The following is an 18,374-nucleotide window of genomic DNA, read 5'->3' as shown; positions in this document are numbered from 1 at the left end:
AGATTCATCAATCGTCTAATATGGTCACTTGTAATTAAATAATATCCCTCTACTCCCCTAGCAAATTCAGAATATTTATATTGTTTTCCTCTAAATACTAATGGTATACTGAAATTACATATGTTATCAGCTTCTACTGATTATTATGCGGAGGAGAGAGCATGAATTTTTATTTTACTGATCAAATACAGCAGTCTTTCAATAAAATATTCCATCAATGTAATAAAGATATCGCTTGGGAGGGTAAGGCTGAGCTTGACGCCCTTGTGAAACTTGACGAGGAAGGTCAAAAGATTCCTGGTATTGGCGATGTGTACGCTATTTTGGCACGCGTCTATTCTGGCCCTCAGTTCACCTGGATTGAAGCAGGCTTTCCTGAGGATGACACAAAGGCGTATAGTTATTTACATACAGCTATTCGCAAAGGCAGTGCCATCGCTATTTTACAAGCTATGCGTACCTCTGGTGCCCTTACACCAACGATTGAAAAAGAGTTGCCTATGACAAAGGACCAAGCCTTCCAGCGCGTCTATGAGGGCGCCCAAAAGGGTTGTTCCTACTGTGCCTATGCCATTGCCAATGTATTCCAATGGGGGGATTACCACATCTTGCCATCGGCTCAAAAGGTGGCTAATGAAGGTGAACCATCTTCCTTTGTCCGTTTCTTAAAAGGCTTGTTTGCCCAAGCAGATCAACGTAGATTCGCAAATAAAATAACTGCCATTGCTCAGCAATGGTTGCGTAAATCCGCTGAAGCAGGCCTTGTTATTGCATACCGCAACTTGCGCATTACCTATATAGAGCAAGATAATAGGAAGATGGAAGAGCAAGTCATTTTTGAAGGGGCTGCAGCAGGTTTGCCACTCATGATGTATTTAGCTGGCGATATTTGTAAGTCTCGCGGGGAGCATGAACGAGCACTCGAATATTTTGAGCGCGGTGCCGCCATGAATAATGGCATGTGTTTGCGTGAAGCTGCCGAGTACTATGCAAAACCATGTGAGTCTAACAAAAGAATCCCTCAGAATATTCAAAAGGCCCTCAGATATTACGAGCGTGCTGCTATAAGCCCAAATTATTTAGACTTTAATGACCATGCTTATGTTACCATGCAAGCCATCATTCTTCGCACATTGAATATCGATGGTCAGTCCCAAGACTGGTCTCGCATCGCTCACTTATTACAACAACCAGCGATTTACACTCTCGATGCGATTTGGCCGTATCTCGCTTATGTATTTACTTTCAAAAAAGGTAATACCCCTGCCATAAGAACCGCCATAGAGTGCGTTAATAAGGCTAGCAAATGTTTCGATAGATACGGTAGTTATGACTATGCGGACCATCTATGGCAACTAGCAGCCGGCTATTGCTACGAAATTGGTGCCATTACAAAAGAACCCGATTTAGACCAAGCCGTTACGTTCTACGAGCATGCTCGTGAAAGCATCAATCGTCTCAACACAAGAAACGATAATTGGTTAGGCACTGGTGAGCCGTTGGCAATTCCTGACGAAGCATCTGAGCGATTAGAAGCCTTTGAACTCGTTGATGGACATTATCAGTACAAAGAAGGGATAACGCAATCTTCTACAACGTGTAATCCTATGCCACCTGCATGGCCTCAAAACTCCGTAGATGTATTAGAAATTTTCGAGGACTCTACTACTGGTTGGCGTACCAATAAATACGACTGGCCGTTCATCGAACGCGAATGGGATACACAAAAATACCTCAGTTTTATCATCTACGATAATCGCCAATCCATAGAAAACGTAATTTACGATGTATACAGTATCGTTATGTTCCACAATGAAGATAAGAACACTTGTAATATCTATTTATACGGCTACAGCGAGGATCCTGCGGAATGTGATGAAACCTTGGAGCCTACGATATATGAAATAAGAGACTTTAAGGAGATGTCTATTTCTGAAGGTCTCCGTTTAATTAAAGAATTCTATGATCATGCTACATTGCCTGTGATTGATGAAAGCTGGGAGAAACAGTACAAAAATACTACGCCACCTCGAGAATATGTATTAACTTGCGACAACGATATTTTCTACCTCAATCAATATGAACTTTCCAATCAAATGATTAAGGATGCCTTAGAAGGCGTAGCCAATGGCACGTACGATATCATTGCGGTTCGCCCATCCAACCTCGACGATCCGGGTATTAGCTACTTCATCGAGCGCGGAAAAGGTAAAAACTTACACATTCGCCTCTATATCACTACAGAAGACGACATAGGAGACGAGATCGTATATGGCTTTGAACGGGATTCTAGCAACTTAACCTCTATTAACTACTGGATTCAAGAATCTATAACAAGCAATAAACTGCCGGACTTAAGCGATTGGGAAGAAGTTAAAAAGAAAGACTAAAGGAGGGATACTTTGGAAACGTGGAAACGAACGGTGTACATTTGCGCATTCTGCATATTCTTCATGTCCCTCGGGGTTAGTCAGGTAAGCCCTATTCTTCCTCTATACTTCCATGAAATGGGCTTAAGCGATACAGGATCGATAGCACAATGGTCCGGTGCCTCCATGGGCATCACCTTCCTCATTGTCTGCTTAGCAGCTCCCTTCTGGGGCCGATTAGCAGACCGTAAGGGACGTAAGATTACCCTCATACGCTCTAGTCTTGGTATGGCTATATGTAGTATATTATTGGGCTTTCAGACTACACCAGAAGGTGTGTTCCTCGTTCGTACATTGCAAGGGTTAGTAAGCGGTTTTTACCCCGCATCGGTAACACTTATCGCGTCAGAAACACCGCAAAACCATACAGGTTGGGCTCTAGGGATTATAGGATCCTTTAGCCTTGCAGGCTCACTAGCCGGTCCGCTTGTAGGAGGGTATCTCAGTGATGTAGTAGGTATTCGAAATGACTTCTTTATCATCGGGGCCCTTATGCTTATCTCTTTTGGCTTGACGGCAATGCTGGTACATGAAAACTATGTTCCAAAGCCACTTGTTGAGAAGCAAACCTTTAGAAATCTAAAAACTCACTTACCTGAGTTTTCTAGTTTAGTCGCTTTATCTGCAACCTCCTTCCTGTATGCCATTTCGGTTACCGCCATCTCCCCCATTATGACGGTTTACATTAAAGGAATGCTACCAAGCAATACGGAAAATATAGCCTTTATTTCTGGTGCTGTGTTCTCTGCCATGGGTATCGCCCAATTCTTTAGTAGCTCTCCACTCGGGAAATTAGTAGACCGTATAGGCCCTAGAAAGGTGCTCATCTACTCGATGATCTATGTAGGTCTACTCAATATACCGCAAGCCTATGTGGACTCTGTGTATGTACTTGGGTTTATCCGTTTCTTGCAAGGTTTTGGGCTAGGTGGTATGTTACCTGCGCTCAATACCTATTTAGCATCAAAAACACCTAAGGAATATACGGGACAAATATTCTCGTACAATCAGTCTTGTTTGTCTATGGGTTACTTTCTAGGCTCCTTTGGTGGTTCCATTGTAGCCGCTCAATTTGGCTTCACAACCCTTTTCTGGGCATGTAGCCTTACCTTTATCGGCGCTGCACTATGGGTTGCGTTAAAACTAAAGTAATGCCGTAATACAACGAAAATAGTGCAAATGCATTAAAGAAACTATATAAACAAATAAAAAGAGCTGTTCTCAGAACTCAGATGTGTGTGTACTGATTCCGAAACAGCTCTTTTATTATGTTGTTTGTAAAAGTATAGAAACTTTCACTATCTAGGGGATGATCATTCTATATGTATAGAATAACTATTGTCTCTAGTTAGGTATTATAGGATACCAAGAATTTCCCACCATGCGTAGCCCACTGTAAGGTTTACGATGAAGCACATGATAGCGAAGATACCACCGATAATCCACCAGCTTTTAACTGTGTTGTAACCAGCACCAAATACGATTGGAGCCGCTGCACCGCCGTAGTGAGTCAACGCACCACCGTAGGAGTTTGTAGCAGCTAGTAACAAGGACAACGCCATTGGGTTTACACCCGCTACTTTACCTACAGTAAGGAATACTGGAAGCATTGCAACTACATACGCACTACCAGAAGCGAACAAGTAACGAACAGCGATACTGATAGCGCCGATGATAATAAGAGCCAACATCGGGTTGTCGCCGAAGTTGAAGTGTGTCCCCATAAAGTCAGCTAACCATTCAAAGAATTTAACCTTGGACAACGCACTGGACATACCGATGATACCACCGAACCAGATCAATGTGTTCCAAGCACCTTTGGATTCAAGCATATCTTCCCATTTGATTACGCCTGTTACAAGCGCTGCTACCATGGCTACGATAGCTACTGCTGTTGCATCAAGGGAGAATTTAATGCCAAAGCCTTGCGTCAAGATGGAAGGCAACGCCCAGCCAACTAAGGCAAGAATAAAGATAGCAATAAGAGATTTCTCGCGACCAGACATAGGTCCAAGTTCTTTCAAACCTTCATCAGCAATCGCATGAGAGTCGATGTGTTGAATAGATGGTTTGTCTAAGTAGTATACCAAAGCAGGTGTAATGAGAAGCATTACAAGACCTGGTACTACGAGTGCTAATGCCCAAAGGCCCCAGTTAATATCTACACCGAGGATTTTGTTCATGTAGTCAGCAGCCAATAAGTTTGGTGCCATTGCTGTAGCGAACATCAAGCTTGTTACCTTAGTTACCATGTATGTGTTAACCATGAGGTAAGAACCAGCTTTTTTAGCGCTTTCACCAGGCTCAGAACCTAACGCTTTTGCTACAGAGTTCATGATTGGGAACACGATACCGCCACAACGTGCTGTGTTGGAAGGTGTTACTGGGGAAATAATAAGATCTAATAAAGCAGTTACATAGCCAAGACGCAATGTAGTGTGACCTAAGGATTTAATCAATAGGTACGCAATACGACGGCCAAGGCCTGTTTTTACGAACGCCACACTGAGGGAGAACGCAGAGAATACTAACCATACTGTGGTAGATGCATAGCCAGACAATACGTTTTTCGTAGCATTCAAGAAAATTGCAGAACCTGCAATAGATAATAACAAGATAATTGGTGCTGGCCAAGGTTTAACAACAAGACCAACGATAGCCATTAAATAGAAACCTAGCAGTCGCCAAGCTCCAACGCTCAAACCTTCTGGCGGTGTAATGAACCACATTGCCAGAGGAATGGCAAACATAATTGCAATTTTAAGTAGCTTATTCATTCTTACTCTCCTTTAACATAAGCTATGCCTTTCATAATCGGTCGCGCCGTTCTAGCGACGCCCGCCTTCTCCACATGCCAACCCTTATCTTTGGTTAGGCATATTTCGAAATCAAATTTCCCTGATGGATGCGCTAAAGTAACTTGATTCGTTTCTTTAGCACGTTCGCTCACTACTTCGTTCGCCACCGTACCCGTAATAAGCGCTGCTGTAGCTGTACAAATACCACCTGTAACAGCATACGCTTTATGCATTACAGCTAGTGCCTTTGTACGCGCCACGATGTCTATACTATTCCCCTTGATAGTTCGACCATCGCTTGCCACGTAGGTTTGTGGTGCGGACACCATGCATACCTTTGGAACTGCAGGACTAGCAGCCTCTTTAGATGGAGCAAGTCCCATCATTACAGCTGCAGTAGTGCGAATATCTTCAAGTGTATTGAGTAATACACCGCCATCCGTTTCTGTGAAAGCCGGTAATTCCGTGCCTTCATAACCAAGGTCTGTAGCCTTTACAAATACAGCTGGATTAGCTGCATCTACGAGACTGACTTGGATTGTGCGACCATCAGCCAATGTAATTGTGTCTTGTACATTGCCTGTTGGTAGTAGCTTACCTGTCTTAGAACCGCCAGGTTCCAAGAAATATAATGTAATACGAGCACCTGTACCAGGTACACCATCGATAGCAAAATCACCGTCAATAACAGGTTTACCATCTCGGACTGGCACGTGAGCTTCGATAACCTTATTTGTATTTGTGTTAAAGATGCGAACCACTGTTTCTGGTTCTACGGCTTTCACAAAGCCTTCCATAATAGCAAATACCCCTGCACCAGCAGAAATATTGCCACAATTACCTTCGTAATCTACCACCGCATCAGCGATACCGACATAACCAAAGGCGTAGTCGATATCCGCATCATCGCGGTCAGAAGGGTTTACGATAGCTACCTTGCTCGTCAATGGATCGGCACCACCGATACCATTAATTTGACGCGCATCGGGAGAGCCATATAAATCTAAAATCATACGATCCCGAGCAGCTGGGTCAGTTGGAAGCGTATCTTTTAACAGATACGCCCCTTTACTAGTACCGCCGCGCATATAAGTAACAGGAATTTCTTTATACCCGTTCATAACTTACTCCTTTATGTTCACCACTTACGCTTTGCAATTTGCATAGTAGTTGATGAGACACCCTGCTGCGATAATATCTTTTTCTTCATCGCTGAGGTGCCCTAAATGTAATGTGATTTCTGCTTTCTTCGCACCTCCACTGATAACATATGCTGTGTAATCATCGGAGTCAGAGAATAATTGGTCACGCACATTTGGCACATATACATAGTCGCCTACGACCATAGTTTTAGAGTCTTCTTCGCTAGTTACGAACGGTAACATGCCCCAGTTAATTACATTGCTGCGATAACGTTTTGTAGCATATTCAATAGCGATATTAGCACCGCCACCCAATACACGTTGACAGGATGCTGCTTGCTCACGAGCAGAGCCATCACCCGGACGATTAGCATATACCATGCTGGAAACAGCTGTAGACTTAGCCATATCTTCTACAGATTCTGACAAGCCAAGAGCTTGCTTAACCTCTTCGTATGCAGCGACTAACTCTACTGTACTTTCACCTTCTTGACGAGATTTTTCCCAATCGCGAACGGTTTTAGCACGACCTACATATTCAGGAACCTTACGGCTCAAGGCAAATTCAGACAATGCATATGGATCTGAACGGAAGGAAGATGTTTCACCAGATGGAATCAACTCATCCGTAGTCGTTACAGGGTCATCGATATAGGCAACTACTTTGAGCAATACATTTGGGGTCAATTCTTTAATAGCTGGCCAAGGTTTAATGGATGGTCCATAAATGAGTTCAGTATTTTTTTTAGGCTCATTGAAGCCGCTATATACTTTGCTTTCATAAGGTTTATCATCATAGTGGTAAGCTGGTACTACATCATCATAATCGATATCAGTAGCCGCAGTTAATGCACCACCGTTAATAGCAGTAGCCGCTACGGAACGGGAGTCGAGAAGTGCAACGGAAGAAATTTGTCCGTTACCAGGTTTAGAACCTTCGCGATTCGGGAAGTTTCGTGTCGCATGACGACCACTGAGTCCAGTATTGTTAGGTGTATCACCTGCACCAAAGCATGGCCCGCAGAAAGCTGTACGCACGATGGCACCAGCACTCATAAGATCTACAAGAGCACCATTTTTCATAAGTTCTAAGTAAATTGGTTGGCTAGAAGGATAAACGCTAAATGCGAAACGACCGGAACCTACGCTCTTACCGCGTACGATGTTAGCCGCTTGCATAATGTTTTCATATAAACCACCAGAGCACCCTACGATGATACCTTGATCTAAATGCAATTTGCCGTCAAAATGTTTTTCAGGCAATTGTAAAGACAAGGATTTATTATCTAATTGCTCAACAGCTTGTCGTTCGATTTCTGCTAATAAATCACGACCACCTTCGTTAATTTCCTTGATAGTATATACATTGCTTGGATGGAATGGCATAGCAATCATGCTTTCCACCTCATCAAGGTTTACTTTTACAAGGCCATCATAGTAAGCTACATCACCAGGGTTTAGCTCTTTGTATGCATCACCACGACCATGGAGTGTTAAGAAGTCTTTTGTAGTATTGTCTGTTCTCCAAATCGTTGTAAGACATGTAGTCTCTGTAGTCATTACATCGATGCCATTACGGAAGTCCATGGACAAGTGTTCAATGCCAGGTCCTACGAATTCCATGACTTTATTTTTTACGAACCCATTTTTGAATACCGCCTTTTCAATAGCAAGGGCCACGTCTTGTGGACCAACGCCATGTTTAGGTTTGCCGTCGAGGTAAATAGCGATAACCTTTGGTCGTTGTACATCATAGGTACGACCAAGCAATTGTTTTACAAGCTCCGGTCCCCCTTCACCAATCGCCATCGTACCAAGCGCACCATAGCGAGTATGGCTATCGGAGCCGAGGATCATCTTGCCACAACCGGCCATAGTTTCACGCATATATTGGTGAATAACGGCAAGATGAGGCGGTACATAGACGCCACCGAATCGTTGTACTGCGGATAGCCCAAATACATGGTCATCTTCATTAATTGTGCCCCCTACAGCAGCCAAACTGTTATGACAGTTAGTCAAAATGTAAGGGATTGGAAATTTATCTAGACCACTGGCAATGGCCGTTTGAATGATACCAACGTATGTAATATCGTGAGATGTTAGGGCATCAAATTTAATGCGTAAATCTTGATCACCTTCATGTTGTTGGTGGTCCATTAAAATACGGTACGCCATCGTTTCCTTGTAGGCGCGCTCTTTATTAAAAACTTCTTGTTGATCAAGAGCAGCACTAGAATCGGCTGGAACGATATCTACACCGTGATATAAAAATACACCATTTGAAATTAACTCAACCATGACTTACTCCTTATGAACCTCATGCATGTGTAAACCTTTACAAACACTATACTTTCACGATGATTATTGGTGAAAGTTTCATTCCTCTGATTAGTCCCCAGTCTTTAGTTATATCTAATCTGTATAGCCCTAGCATCCCCTTATCTGTACCAACTCTATGGGATAGAGTACAATAATACATATATAAAGGAGAGTTTATGGACACGAAAGATTGTACAATTTTAAAAACCTTAGCAGAGGAAAATAATATTACCTATGCGGCGCGTCGTTTGTTTATGACGCAACCTGCATTGAGTGAACGGATAAAAAAATTAGAAAAGGAATTCAACTGTCCCATCATCAACCGACAAGCTCGGGGGGTGGAGTTTACCTATCAGGGGCAGCGTCTTGTACGCTACGCCGAAGATTTGCTCAACTCCTATACTACGGTACGTCAAGAGTTGTTAGCGATGGGGACTGAACCACGGGGTACCTTGAACCTAGGATGCTCCAATGTATTCGCCAAGTACCATATTCCTCATATCTTATCGACCTTTAAAGAGGCTTATCCTCATATCGATATCATCATGTATACAGGTCTAAGCTATAAGCTGTATCATGACTTCCTTGAAGGGCGCCTACATGCAGCCATCATCCGCGGTGCCCACACTTGGACAGAGTCAAAGGAACATATTTGGTCTGAACCATTCTGTTTCTTCAATAAAACACCTTGCACAATAGAAGATTTGCCACATTTACCGTATATTCACTATCAAACAGATCCTAATTTACAACAAACTATTGATGATTGGTGGTATTCTCACTACTCACAACCACCAATGCGCACCATCGAGGTGAACGATATCGATACCTGTATGAAGCTCGTCAATCAAGGGCTTGGTTTTACCATTTTAACCAAAAGCTGTGGCAATGATTATCCTACTTTATACAAGGAGACCTTAAAGTCCTTAGATAATCATATTATGACGCGCGACACCTGGATGTACACACGTCATAGTGCACTTGAGTCGAAACCAGTGCAGGCATTTTACAGCTTTATGAAAAGCTGGGCCAATACGAGAAACTAAATCTATTCCTTTAATACATATAATATATTATTTTATTGCAATAAGAACAAATTGCTCTTTTCTTTAGTATCCATAAATTTTACTTATACCTTATATCTCAATATATGCAAAGAAAGAACCCGTCATGACACAATGATCATGACGGGTTTTCTTTTATATAATTACTTTAACAATAATGATTGTCAGGCTTTCACTAAGGCAGACCATATAAAATTATAGTAACAATAGCATAATGACTACAGTCGCAATAATACAAGGCACAGCATTGCGTTTCGCCATTTCCATAGGGTTAATACCTGCCAGTCCTGCAATGATGATACCTGCACCAGCTACAGGGCTCATACTGCGACCGATACCAGCACCCAATTGAGCCATGGAACCGAGTTGCATAATGCCATAACCAAAGTCTGCTGCATGAGGTGTGACAGCACCATTAAAAGCAAGAGCTGCTGCATTACCAGAACCAGAGATAACAGCCAACAAGAATGGACCAAAGGCTGCCCCGATTTGGGCGATTTGTTGAGAGTTCTTCATACCATCGATGAGCGCACTTGTAAGTCCAATGAGTTGCATCCCTGCTGTAAAGCATGCTGCTGCAGCCATAAGGCCCACTACATCACACATACCATCTCCAGTACCGCGGAAGAACTTCTTAACAGCTTCTGCCACATTAGGACGCACGGCAATGATACCAATCGCTGTACCGATGAGCATGGAAACGGGAACGGAAACTTCTGGAATCACCGCTACTTGTTTACTACCAAGTACAAGCATAACAAGTGGAATGATAGGGATAATAGCATAGAAGTAATTTACCTTAAACTCTTTACCTTCCTCTACAGTATCATGTTTCATCACATACCCTGTATGCTCCTTCTTAACGATAGCAACGATATTAAGCAAAATAGCGGCCACTACGATACCGATAATGGCTTGCATGGAGAAGCTCGCAATAACTGTCATTACGTCTACGCCTGCCAGTTGCGCTACTTGAGGGTTGAACATAAGCCCTGGGCTCAAGGAGCTCCCCCATGTACCTAAGAAGATAGCAGAACCAGCCATCGCTGGGTGCACACCAGAACGAATTAAAGCCGGAATCAATAGCGCACCTACGGCAGCGGCACAGCCTGCCGCTGTAGGCAGTGCAATATTAATTAAGAATGTAATAATAACGGCACCTGGGATGATGATTTTAGTCATCTTTTTAAGCCCTGCGGAAATGAAATACACCATATGCTCCGTACATTTTGTATATTCCATAACGTAGCTAAAGCCAAGTACCGTACAGATAGTCGGTACAAGACCTGGATTTGTAAGTTCTTTTACAAAGGCTGTCGTACCAGCTCCAAGGTTGCCCCCAATAAAGCACATCAATAATCCCGATAATAATAATACGAGCCGTGTTTCAAACTGTTTAATAATAGCGATAAACGTTGCTACTACAATAACAATACCTGTAATAACCATAACTCTCCTATCCGTGTACATATGATGCAAGATAGCTATATCCCCTCTATAAACACTTTACATCCAATACACAACTAACAACACTAAATACAATAGTCCTATCTATGTCTTACACCTAATAGGCCTAACAATAGTAAAAGTAATCACTTAATTATATACAGTATAATCATATAACTATATAACTACTTATCTATATAACTACATAAATACATAAAGAATAAATACATAAAGAAATATATTAAACAAGCTTTGTTTCTTCCAAGCTAAGTTTTCTAAGCACCTTATCAAGCACCTCTGCACCCGTTACGATATCATCCATTTCAGCAAATTCTGCAGGATTATGACTGATGCCATCGCGACATGGAATAAAGATCATTCCCGTAGGAACTGCCTCCGCCCAATGCATCGCGTCATGACCGGCACCGCTCGGCATAGTCATATATTCTACACCTACAGACTTAACAGCCTCTTCGATTTCTCGAATCATCGCAGGGTGCATAGCTACTGGATGGTCTTGTGCAATAGGCTCAATCGTATAAGATAATCCACGTTTCTCGGCAGTAATGTCAATAAATTCTTTAACAAGAGTAACTACAGAATTACGAGCTACCTTAGAAATACTGCGAATATCTACCCCTAGCTTCACAGCACCAGGAATGACATTCATCGCCCCTGGTGTAACCTCCACAACGCCAACAGTTCCCACCACGGGTGGTTCCTCTTGCATAGATGCAATCTCCTCGATGCCGAGGATGATTTTTGAGGCTCCACATAGAGCATCATGACGCAAGTTCATCGGCGTAGCTCCACTATGATCGGCATTGCCTCGAATGGTCACATAGAATCGCTCTGGCGCGGCAATACCAGTCACAATACCAATCGTTTTCTGCTCGTGCTCCAGTACCTTGCCTTGTTCTATATGGATTTCTGTGAAAGACTTTACAGGTCGTTTATATGCCATTGTTTCAATCCCATCGGGGTTTAAATTACGACCTTTCAAGGCTTCGTACAAAGAAATTCCTTGTTTATCTACCAAGTGGTGTAAGTCTTGTAATGTCAATTCACCGCGCATGGCCTTACTGCCTAGTGTAGCATTCCCAAAGCGACCAGACTCTTCACACATAAAGGACACCACAGCGATGGTATGATCATGTTCATAACCATCGTCGATCATGCTACGAATTACTTCAATAGCAGATAACACGCCGACCACACCATCGTAATTGCCTCCATTGGGCACGCTATCCGTATGAGACCCCACCATAACAGCTGGTAAATCTGGTTTCTTACCAATCTTATAGCCAATGACATTACCAAAATCGTCTATTTCAACGGATAAACCCGCATCAGTCATGCGATCTATAATATATTGACGTCCTGCCCAATCTGCATCGGTGAAAGCAAGGCGATTAATGCCCTCACCAGGAGCCGTCAATTGGGCCATAGCCTCAAAATCCTTAACCAATCGCTCTCGTTGAATCATGTAACACCTCACAATCTATTACATCAATTACTGACAAACCATATGATGCTAGTATATAAAGCTTATTTTAAATAGTGAGCTGCAATGGTACCTAACGCTACAATACCGTTTAACATATCTTCTTCATCGATATCAAAGAGCGGATTGTGATGCGGTGCTTTAATGGCAGATCCCACAACCATATAGGTCGCTCTACCACCGCGATCGATGACACGATTCAAGAAGTACGCACAGTCTTCACTACCGCCACCGCTGTAATCGAAGGGAACCTCTTTAAAGATCCCAAGTGGTTCCACGATAGCTTGTACTTCACGAGCTAAATCATCGCTGATGCGACCTGCCGGAGTTTCTCCTTGTTTTGTGATTTCAAAGGTACAATCGTGCATTTCTGCAGCACCTTTAATAATAGTCTTCGACCGTTCAATCATGTAGTCATTGATTTCTGTAGAGGCACCACGAGTTTCTAGTTTAAGAACTGCCACATCAGGCGTCACATTGCGGCCTGTACCGCTTTCAAAAACACCTACATTCATGCGAGAGGCGCCTTGACTATGACGAGCGATGGCTTGTAAGTTAAGAACCGCTGTACAACCTGCGAGCATTGCATTTTGTGCTTTTTCTGGGGAACCACCAGCATGAGCAGAATAGCCGTAGAACACCGCATCAAGTTTTGTTGTCGCTAAGAAGCCATGATCGCTACACGCAAAACAATTGGATAGATTTTCATTAAACCCAATATGCATGCCGAACATCAAATCTACATCATCCACAACGCCCGCTTCCGCCATCGCTTTAGCACCGCGCACGCCTTCCTCTGCAGGTTGGAAAATGAGTTTAATAGTTCCTTTGAATTCATCCTTGTGCGCAGCCAAATATTCAGCTAGGCCTAGCCCCATCGTCATATGTGCATCATGACCACAGGCGTGCATCGCTTTATCATGACAAGAACGGAATCCTTTCTTTGTAGGCACATGGCTATCCTCTTTAGCTTCGATGACATCGTTAGAGTCCATGTCTACACGAAATGCTACTACAGGGCTTTCACCACCGAACTTCATAGTTGCAACAATGGCCGTTTTACCATAACCCATCTTTTCTACAAGCTCAGGATTAGCACCTTCTTTGATGGCTCGATCCATACCAGCTTTCATGACCTCATCACTAGGCAAACCCATGCGAGAGTCTAAATCGAGTACATCTGCCCCCAACGCCACATCATAGCCCAAAGAAATAAGCCTATCCGCTACCTTCGCAGCAGAGCGATACTCAAGCCAAGCAGGTTCAGGGTACATATGAAAATCTCGACGCATAGCGATTAACGCATCGCGCCGTTGTTGCACGAAATCTTTTACAGACATAAATACCTCCGTAACAAACTAATAATCACGTATACATTTACTATATGAATAGATAGGTAAATAGTCAACTAAATGGAGCATGTATACAGTATCTAAAATATACTGTATGTTATAACAAAAAACACATATACCACGAAACGTTTTCTGTGATATATGTGTTCTTCTTGATGTTTTCCTGTCGACATATTTTATTGATATATTTTTATTGATGTGCTCTTATCAATTTATTCTAATATTGTTTTATTCAGTTTTGCCAGTACTTCTCGCTTAATAGTTCGTTGTCTATCCCAAGCAATGATAACAACGGTGGCAATAATCATAGCCATACCAATTAGCCCTAGTAGACTAAATTCATTTCCTAAAAAAGCCCACCCAAAGAAAGCCGCCGAAATAGGTTCAATAGATGACAAAATAGATCCTGGTACGGCCCCAATTCGTTTAACCCCTTCTAAATAGGCATTGAAAGATACTATCGTCCCGAGGAATATGACATTGAAACAACCAATAACAGTCCATGCGTCCCACACTGCATATGAATTCGGTTGATGGAATAATATAGCGGCTACAATACCACTAATAAGCATCCCAAACCCTACAATAGGCAATGTGCCATATTTGTAGAGTAAATCAACAGGAGAAATACTATATACGGCTACACCCACAGCAGATAAAAGCCCCCATACGAGAACCGCCATTGGGAAGCTTTCAATAGAAAGACCATCACCATTCCCCATTAAACAAATGGTCCCCACTAAGGCCAGTATAACAGAAACCATTTCCCCCTTGGATGGTCGTTTACCATAGCGAACCAGCAGGTAAATAATAATCATAGACGGCGCCAGATATTGTAATACCGTTGCAATGCCAGCTCCAGCTAAAGCAATGGATCTGAAGTATGTATATTGGCATAATGCCATTCCAAATACGCCAAAAACAATGAGCCCTAGCGTATCCTTTATACTATGAAATACATTAAAGATAGAGTTTCCAAATCTAAACCATGCATAAATAACAGTTAGTAAACCTGCTGTAATCAATCGCATAGTTACTAGCCATTCCAAATTCATATCTCTAAAATTGCTTAAGAACTGTACGGATGCACCTGATACGCCCCATAAAACAGCCCCTAATAGAGTTATAATAACACCAATAACTTCATATTGTTTCATGCTAGTCACCGAGCAAAGATACGTGAACTTTCACAACCACCTTACGGATTTTAATAGGTTTATCGTTTACAGCAAGCAAAGGCCGATGAACATCAGAGGGGAAGAATACAGTGTAGTACCCTTCTGGGCAATGGATTTGCCCTTCATCAACCGCTTCATTAGGATAAAAATAGCAATCTCGATCTGGATAGGACTCCACAGGTTTAACGAGACCTTTATCTACGAAAAAGCCCATGTTTTCCTCGCCGCTCACCATAAATTGGATATCTACATAATTACGGTGCGATTCCGGTTTTGTAGCTTCAAATAGTTTTGTTTCTACATCGTCTACGTTAGCATACATCATGTCGCCTTCAATGGCATGACGTCCTCCAGGCAATGTTTTCAAATCTGTGTTTTTCAAGAAATCCAAAGCGCGCACGATGGCTTTAGGATAGCCCATTTTTGTATAATCTGCGGTAATACTAGAGAAAAACATACACAATCCTTTCACAATATCTATGGATATGGCACCACAATAAACTAATTATATTACCTTTTATGTTAGCACATATATACATAAAGAACTAGCTATTCTCTTATGTAAAAGCCCTCCATACGCTACATATATGGAGGGCCTCAGTAAAATACTATTCAAATTTATGACTTTCGTCAATTATTACACTATGAAATTGTTACAGTATTAAATTGTTACATTATGCAATTGTCTATTCAGTTGTAATGATTCAAACTGTATTAGATACAGCATGTGGCCATTACCTTATTCTTGGGTTTTATGAGCAGCGATAATTTCTTCCGCTTGCTTATGGGGAACCTCTTCATAGGTATAGAACTGACGGTTAAATACGCCTTGTCCTTGTGTAATGGAGCGCAATGCAGTCACATAATCGGACATTTCAGCCAATGGTACTTGTGCTTTAACAACGGAAATACCTGTTCTTTCACTTTGTTCCATGCCTAATACACGACCTCGACGGCTATTCAAATCACCCATGATGTCGCCCATGAAAGCATCTGGTGCAAACACGTTGACTTCATAGATTGGTTCTAATAGGACTGGTTTCGCCTTAGGAATCACATCCTTGATAGCCTGTGACGTAGCTACTTTAAATGCTAACTCTGAGGAGTCTACACTGTGGTAAGATCCATCCAAGAGTGTCACTTGCACGCCAATCATAGGATATCCTGCAATTAGGCCTTTATCTAGGGTTTCTTTGGCACCCTTTTCCACTGCTGGTATGTATTGTTTAGGTACAGCACCACCAAAAATTTTGTCTACGAATGCAAATTCGCTACCATCATATAATGGATCCACTTGAATCTTAACGTGACCATATTGACCATGACCGCCACTTTGTTTCTTATACTTAGACTCGGTTTCAGCAGAGCCTTTAATGGTTTCGCGGTATGGAATATATGGAGCCACAAGTTTAGCTTGTACGCCGTATTTACGGTCCATTTTGTTGAGGATATGCTCGAGATGTACTTCACCCATACAATCGATTTGTAATTGGCGAGCTTCAGCATTTTTCACTACTACGCAAGTAGGATCTTCTTCCGCCACTTTAAGAACAGCACTAGCTAATTTTTCCTCCTCACCTTTTTTCACTGGCTCCATAGCCACAGTGTATAGAGGTTGAGGGAAACGAATAGCATCGTATGTCACTTTAAAGTCAGGAGCCGTTAATGTATCGCCGGTCTTAGCATTGGCCAATTTCGGTATCACTACGATATCGCCAGCTTTAGCAGCAGATACAGGGATTTGTTGCTTCCCGATAAGGGTAACCATCTTGCCCCATTTTTCTTCTACACCTTGGTTTACATCATAAAGGCGATCGCCTTCTTTCAGTTCACCAGAGAAGATACGTACAAAGCTTTGTTTGCCTGCGAATGGGTCTAACAATGTTTTAAATACGAATGCAGTTAATGGTTTATCTACATGTACAACACATTGTTCGCCGGTTTCCGCATCAGTTGCGGTCATCACTTTTTTAGTTGCATCCGGCATGTAACGGATCATCCGATCCAATACTTGATCTAAGCCAATACGAGATGTGGCACTGCCACACATGATTGGGCACACACGGCCACTAATCATCCCTTCACGCAAGCCTTGGCGGATTTCCTCTAAGGATAATTCTTCGCCTTCTAAATATTTTTCCAACAACTCATCGCTACCTTCAGCCGCGGCTTCTACGGTCATTTCCCGAATTTCTTGAGCCTTTTCGATAAGGTGAGCTGGTACAGCGACCTCTGTTGGTTGGCCGTCCTTATAAGTAAACGCAGTCATTTTCGCTACGTCTACAACGCCTTCAAAATCGGCACCTTCACCGATAGGAATCTGCAATGGCATAATGCCTTTGCCAAATAACTCCCGCATTCTTTCAATAGTGCCAAAGAAATCAGCACCATCGACATCCATTTTATTGATAAATGCCATGCGAGGCATTTGTAATTCAACTGCATAATCCCATGCGCGAACTGTGTCAGTTTCTACACCAGATGTGGAGGATAGCACCATCAACATGCCATCACAAGCACGCAAAGCGGCACGAACTTCGCCATGGAATTCGTTATAGCCTGGAGTGTCTATGAAGTTAACCTTATGGTCATGCCACTCACATGGCGCCATGCCCAATTGAATAGTTACATTACGTTTAATTTCTTCCGGTTCAAAGTCCATAATATGTTTATTATCTTGACCTTTACCTACGAAATCAACCGCACCAGAAGTTAACAACAAGGATTCAACAAGAGCTGTTTTACCCGCACCATCGTGGGAAACAACAGCAACGTTTCTAATTTTATCACTACTGTACTCTTTCATTGGAATCGCCTCCTTACTGGCAAATTACGGCTTTGCTAATACATTTCGACACTACAATAAAAAAATCCTCTTTTTCTGAGAAAAATTTCTTAGAAAAAAAGGATTATATAATAAGACTAAATTATAACGAAAATTTTAGTATTCCTATGTAGATCCTAAACTTAATTAAATTATTAATAAGACTTTATCGGTATATCCTATATATAGATGGGACTAGTGCCCTCACAAAGTTATAAAAAAGACGGTCTGTACTTGTGCCGCGACATCAGGAACGAGGAGCAAGCAAGTATAGACCGTCTTTTCTAATTAAGTTGTCGCTATGTAACGGGGCCC

Annotated in this window: 12 protein-coding genes; 3 read left to right on the top strand and 9 right to left on the bottom strand. The window is 42.3% G+C overall.

Translation table 11 applies throughout. From position 1 onward, the window contains the following. Window positions 1-161 precede the first annotated feature (161 nt). Together PK1910_RS08765 and PK1910_RS08760 are read left to right on the top strand one after the other, a co-directional pair. Window positions 162-2,390, top strand: coding sequence for an SEL1-like repeat protein (locus PK1910_RS08765; RefSeq protein WP_004697949.1), 2,229 nt, complete (start codon window positions 162-164; stop codon window positions 2,388-2,390). A gap of 12 nt (window positions 2,391-2,402) precedes the next feature. Continuing rightward, the gene (locus PK1910_RS08760) at window positions 2,403-3,581 is read left to right on the top strand and encodes an MFS transporter (RefSeq protein ID WP_004697911.1); all 1,179 of its coding nucleotides are present in this window, start codon (window positions 2,403-2,405) and stop codon (window positions 3,579-3,581) included. A gap of 203 nt (window positions 3,582-3,784) precedes the next feature. Here the strand turns inward: PK1910_RS08760 and PK1910_RS08755 are convergent, their stop codons facing one another. Genes PK1910_RS08755 through PK1910_RS08745 form a run of 3 tightly spaced genes read right to left on the bottom strand, consistent with a single transcriptional unit; the run spans window position 3,785 to window position 8,670 of the window. Beyond that, the gene (locus PK1910_RS08755; RefSeq protein WP_008603176.1) at window positions 3,785-5,206 is read right to left on the bottom strand and encodes an anion permease; all 1,422 of its coding nucleotides are present in this window, start codon (window positions 5,204-5,206) and stop codon (window positions 3,785-3,787) included. A 2-nt stretch (window positions 5,207-5,208) separates the two neighbouring features. After that, window positions 5,209-6,348 carry a 2-methylaconitate cis-trans isomerase PrpF family protein gene (locus PK1910_RS08750; RefSeq protein WP_004697926.1) on the bottom strand — a complete coding sequence of 380 codons (1,140 nt, stop codon included), beginning with the start codon at window positions 6,346-6,348 and terminating at the stop codon, window positions 5,209-5,211. Between the two features lie 24 nt (window positions 6,349-6,372). Further along, window positions 6,373-8,670 carry a hydratase gene (locus tag PK1910_RS08745; protein WP_331298718.1) on the bottom strand — a complete coding sequence of 766 codons (2,298 nt, stop codon included), beginning with the start codon at window positions 8,668-8,670 and terminating at the stop codon, window positions 6,373-6,375. Window positions 8,671-8,867: 197 nt separating this feature from the next. Between PK1910_RS08745 and PK1910_RS08740 the strand changes: the two genes are divergently transcribed. Further along, the gene (locus tag PK1910_RS08740; RefSeq protein ID WP_331298717.1) at window positions 8,868-9,737 is read left to right on the top strand and encodes a LysR family transcriptional regulator; all 870 of its coding nucleotides are present in this window, start codon (window positions 8,868-8,870) and stop codon (window positions 9,735-9,737) included. Between the two features lie 213 nt (window positions 9,738-9,950). Here the strand turns inward: PK1910_RS08740 and dcuC are convergent, their stop codons facing one another. The 6 genes from dcuC to fusA form a co-directional block, all read right to left on the bottom strand. Then, window positions 9,951-11,204: a C4-dicarboxylate transporter DcuC gene (dcuC, locus tag PK1910_RS08735; protein ID WP_331298715.1), complete on the bottom strand. Its 1,254-nt coding sequence runs from the start codon at window positions 11,202-11,204 to the stop codon at window positions 9,951-9,953. A 238-nt stretch (window positions 11,205-11,442) separates the two neighbouring features. Next, on the bottom strand, window positions 11,443-12,687 hold the full coding sequence (locus PK1910_RS08730; RefSeq protein ID WP_118091099.1) for a M20 family metallo-hydrolase: 1,245 nt from the start codon (window positions 12,685-12,687) through the stop codon (window positions 11,443-11,445). Between the two features lie 62 nt (window positions 12,688-12,749). Then, window positions 12,750-14,045: an amidohydrolase gene (locus PK1910_RS08725; RefSeq protein WP_118091100.1), complete on the bottom strand. Its 1,296-nt coding sequence runs from the start codon at window positions 14,043-14,045 to the stop codon at window positions 12,750-12,752. 224 nt (window positions 14,046-14,269) lie between these two features. Further along, the gene (locus PK1910_RS08720) at window positions 14,270-15,214 is read right to left on the bottom strand and encodes a DMT family transporter (protein ID WP_118091101.1); all 945 of its coding nucleotides are present in this window, start codon (window positions 15,212-15,214) and stop codon (window positions 14,270-14,272) included. A 1-nt stretch (window position 15,215) separates the two neighbouring features. Next, on the bottom strand, window positions 15,216-15,692 hold the full coding sequence (locus PK1910_RS08715; protein WP_118091102.1) for a NanQ anomerase/TabA/YiaL family protein: 477 nt from the start codon (window positions 15,690-15,692) through the stop codon (window positions 15,216-15,218). Window positions 15,693-15,974: 282 nt separating this feature from the next. Beyond that, window positions 15,975-18,041: an elongation factor G gene (fusA, locus tag PK1910_RS08710; RefSeq protein ID WP_008603194.1), complete on the bottom strand. Its 2,067-nt coding sequence runs from the start codon at window positions 18,039-18,041 to the stop codon at window positions 15,975-15,977. Window positions 18,042-18,374: the final 333 nt, after the last annotated feature.

The organism is Veillonella parvula (assembly GCF_036456085.1).
GTDB lineage: Bacteria > Bacillota > Negativicutes > Veillonellales > Veillonellaceae > Veillonella > Veillonella parvula_E.
This window is presented reverse-complemented; position numbering and strand designations above follow the sequence as displayed.

What these genes read in the sequence shown, in the direction of transcription:
- PK1910_RS08745 (WP_331298718.1), bottom strand. Translation starts at nt 8,670, where the DNA reads ATGGTTGAGTTAATTTCAAATGGTGTATTTTTATATCACGGTGTAGAT.
- PK1910_RS08755 (WP_008603176.1), bottom strand. Translation starts at nt 5,206, where the DNA reads ATGAATAAGCTACTTAAAATTGCAATTATGTTTGCCATTCCTCTGGCA.
- fusA (WP_008603194.1), bottom strand. Translation starts at nt 18,041, where the DNA reads ATGAAAGAGTACAGTAGTGATAAAATTAGAAACGTTGCTGTTGTTTCC.
- PK1910_RS08740 (WP_331298717.1), top strand. Translation starts at nt 8,868, where the DNA reads ATGGACACGAAAGATTGTACAATTTTAAAAACCTTAGCAGAGGAAAAT.
- PK1910_RS08720 (WP_118091101.1), bottom strand. Translation starts at nt 15,214, where the DNA reads ATGAAACAATATGAAGTTATTGGTGTTATTATAACTCTATTAGGGGCT.
- PK1910_RS08765 (WP_004697949.1), top strand. Translation starts at nt 162, where the DNA reads ATGAATTTTTATTTTACTGATCAAATACAGCAGTCTTTCAATAAAATA.
- PK1910_RS08730 (WP_118091099.1), bottom strand. Translation starts at nt 12,687, where the DNA reads ATGATTCAACGAGAGCGATTGGTTAAGGATTTTGAGGCTATGGCCCAA.
- PK1910_RS08725 (WP_118091100.1), bottom strand. Translation starts at nt 14,045, where the DNA reads ATGTCTGTAAAAGATTTCGTGCAACAACGGCGCGATGCGTTAATCGCT.
- PK1910_RS08715 (WP_118091102.1), bottom strand. Translation starts at nt 15,692, where the DNA reads ATGTTTTTCTCTAGTATTACCGCAGATTATACAAAAATGGGCTATCCT.
- PK1910_RS08750 (WP_004697926.1), bottom strand. Translation starts at nt 6,348, where the DNA reads ATGAACGGGTATAAAGAAATTCCTGTTACTTATATGCGCGGCGGTACT.
- dcuC (WP_331298715.1), bottom strand. Translation starts at nt 11,204, where the DNA reads ATGGTTATTACAGGTATTGTTATTGTAGTAGCAACGTTTATCGCTATT.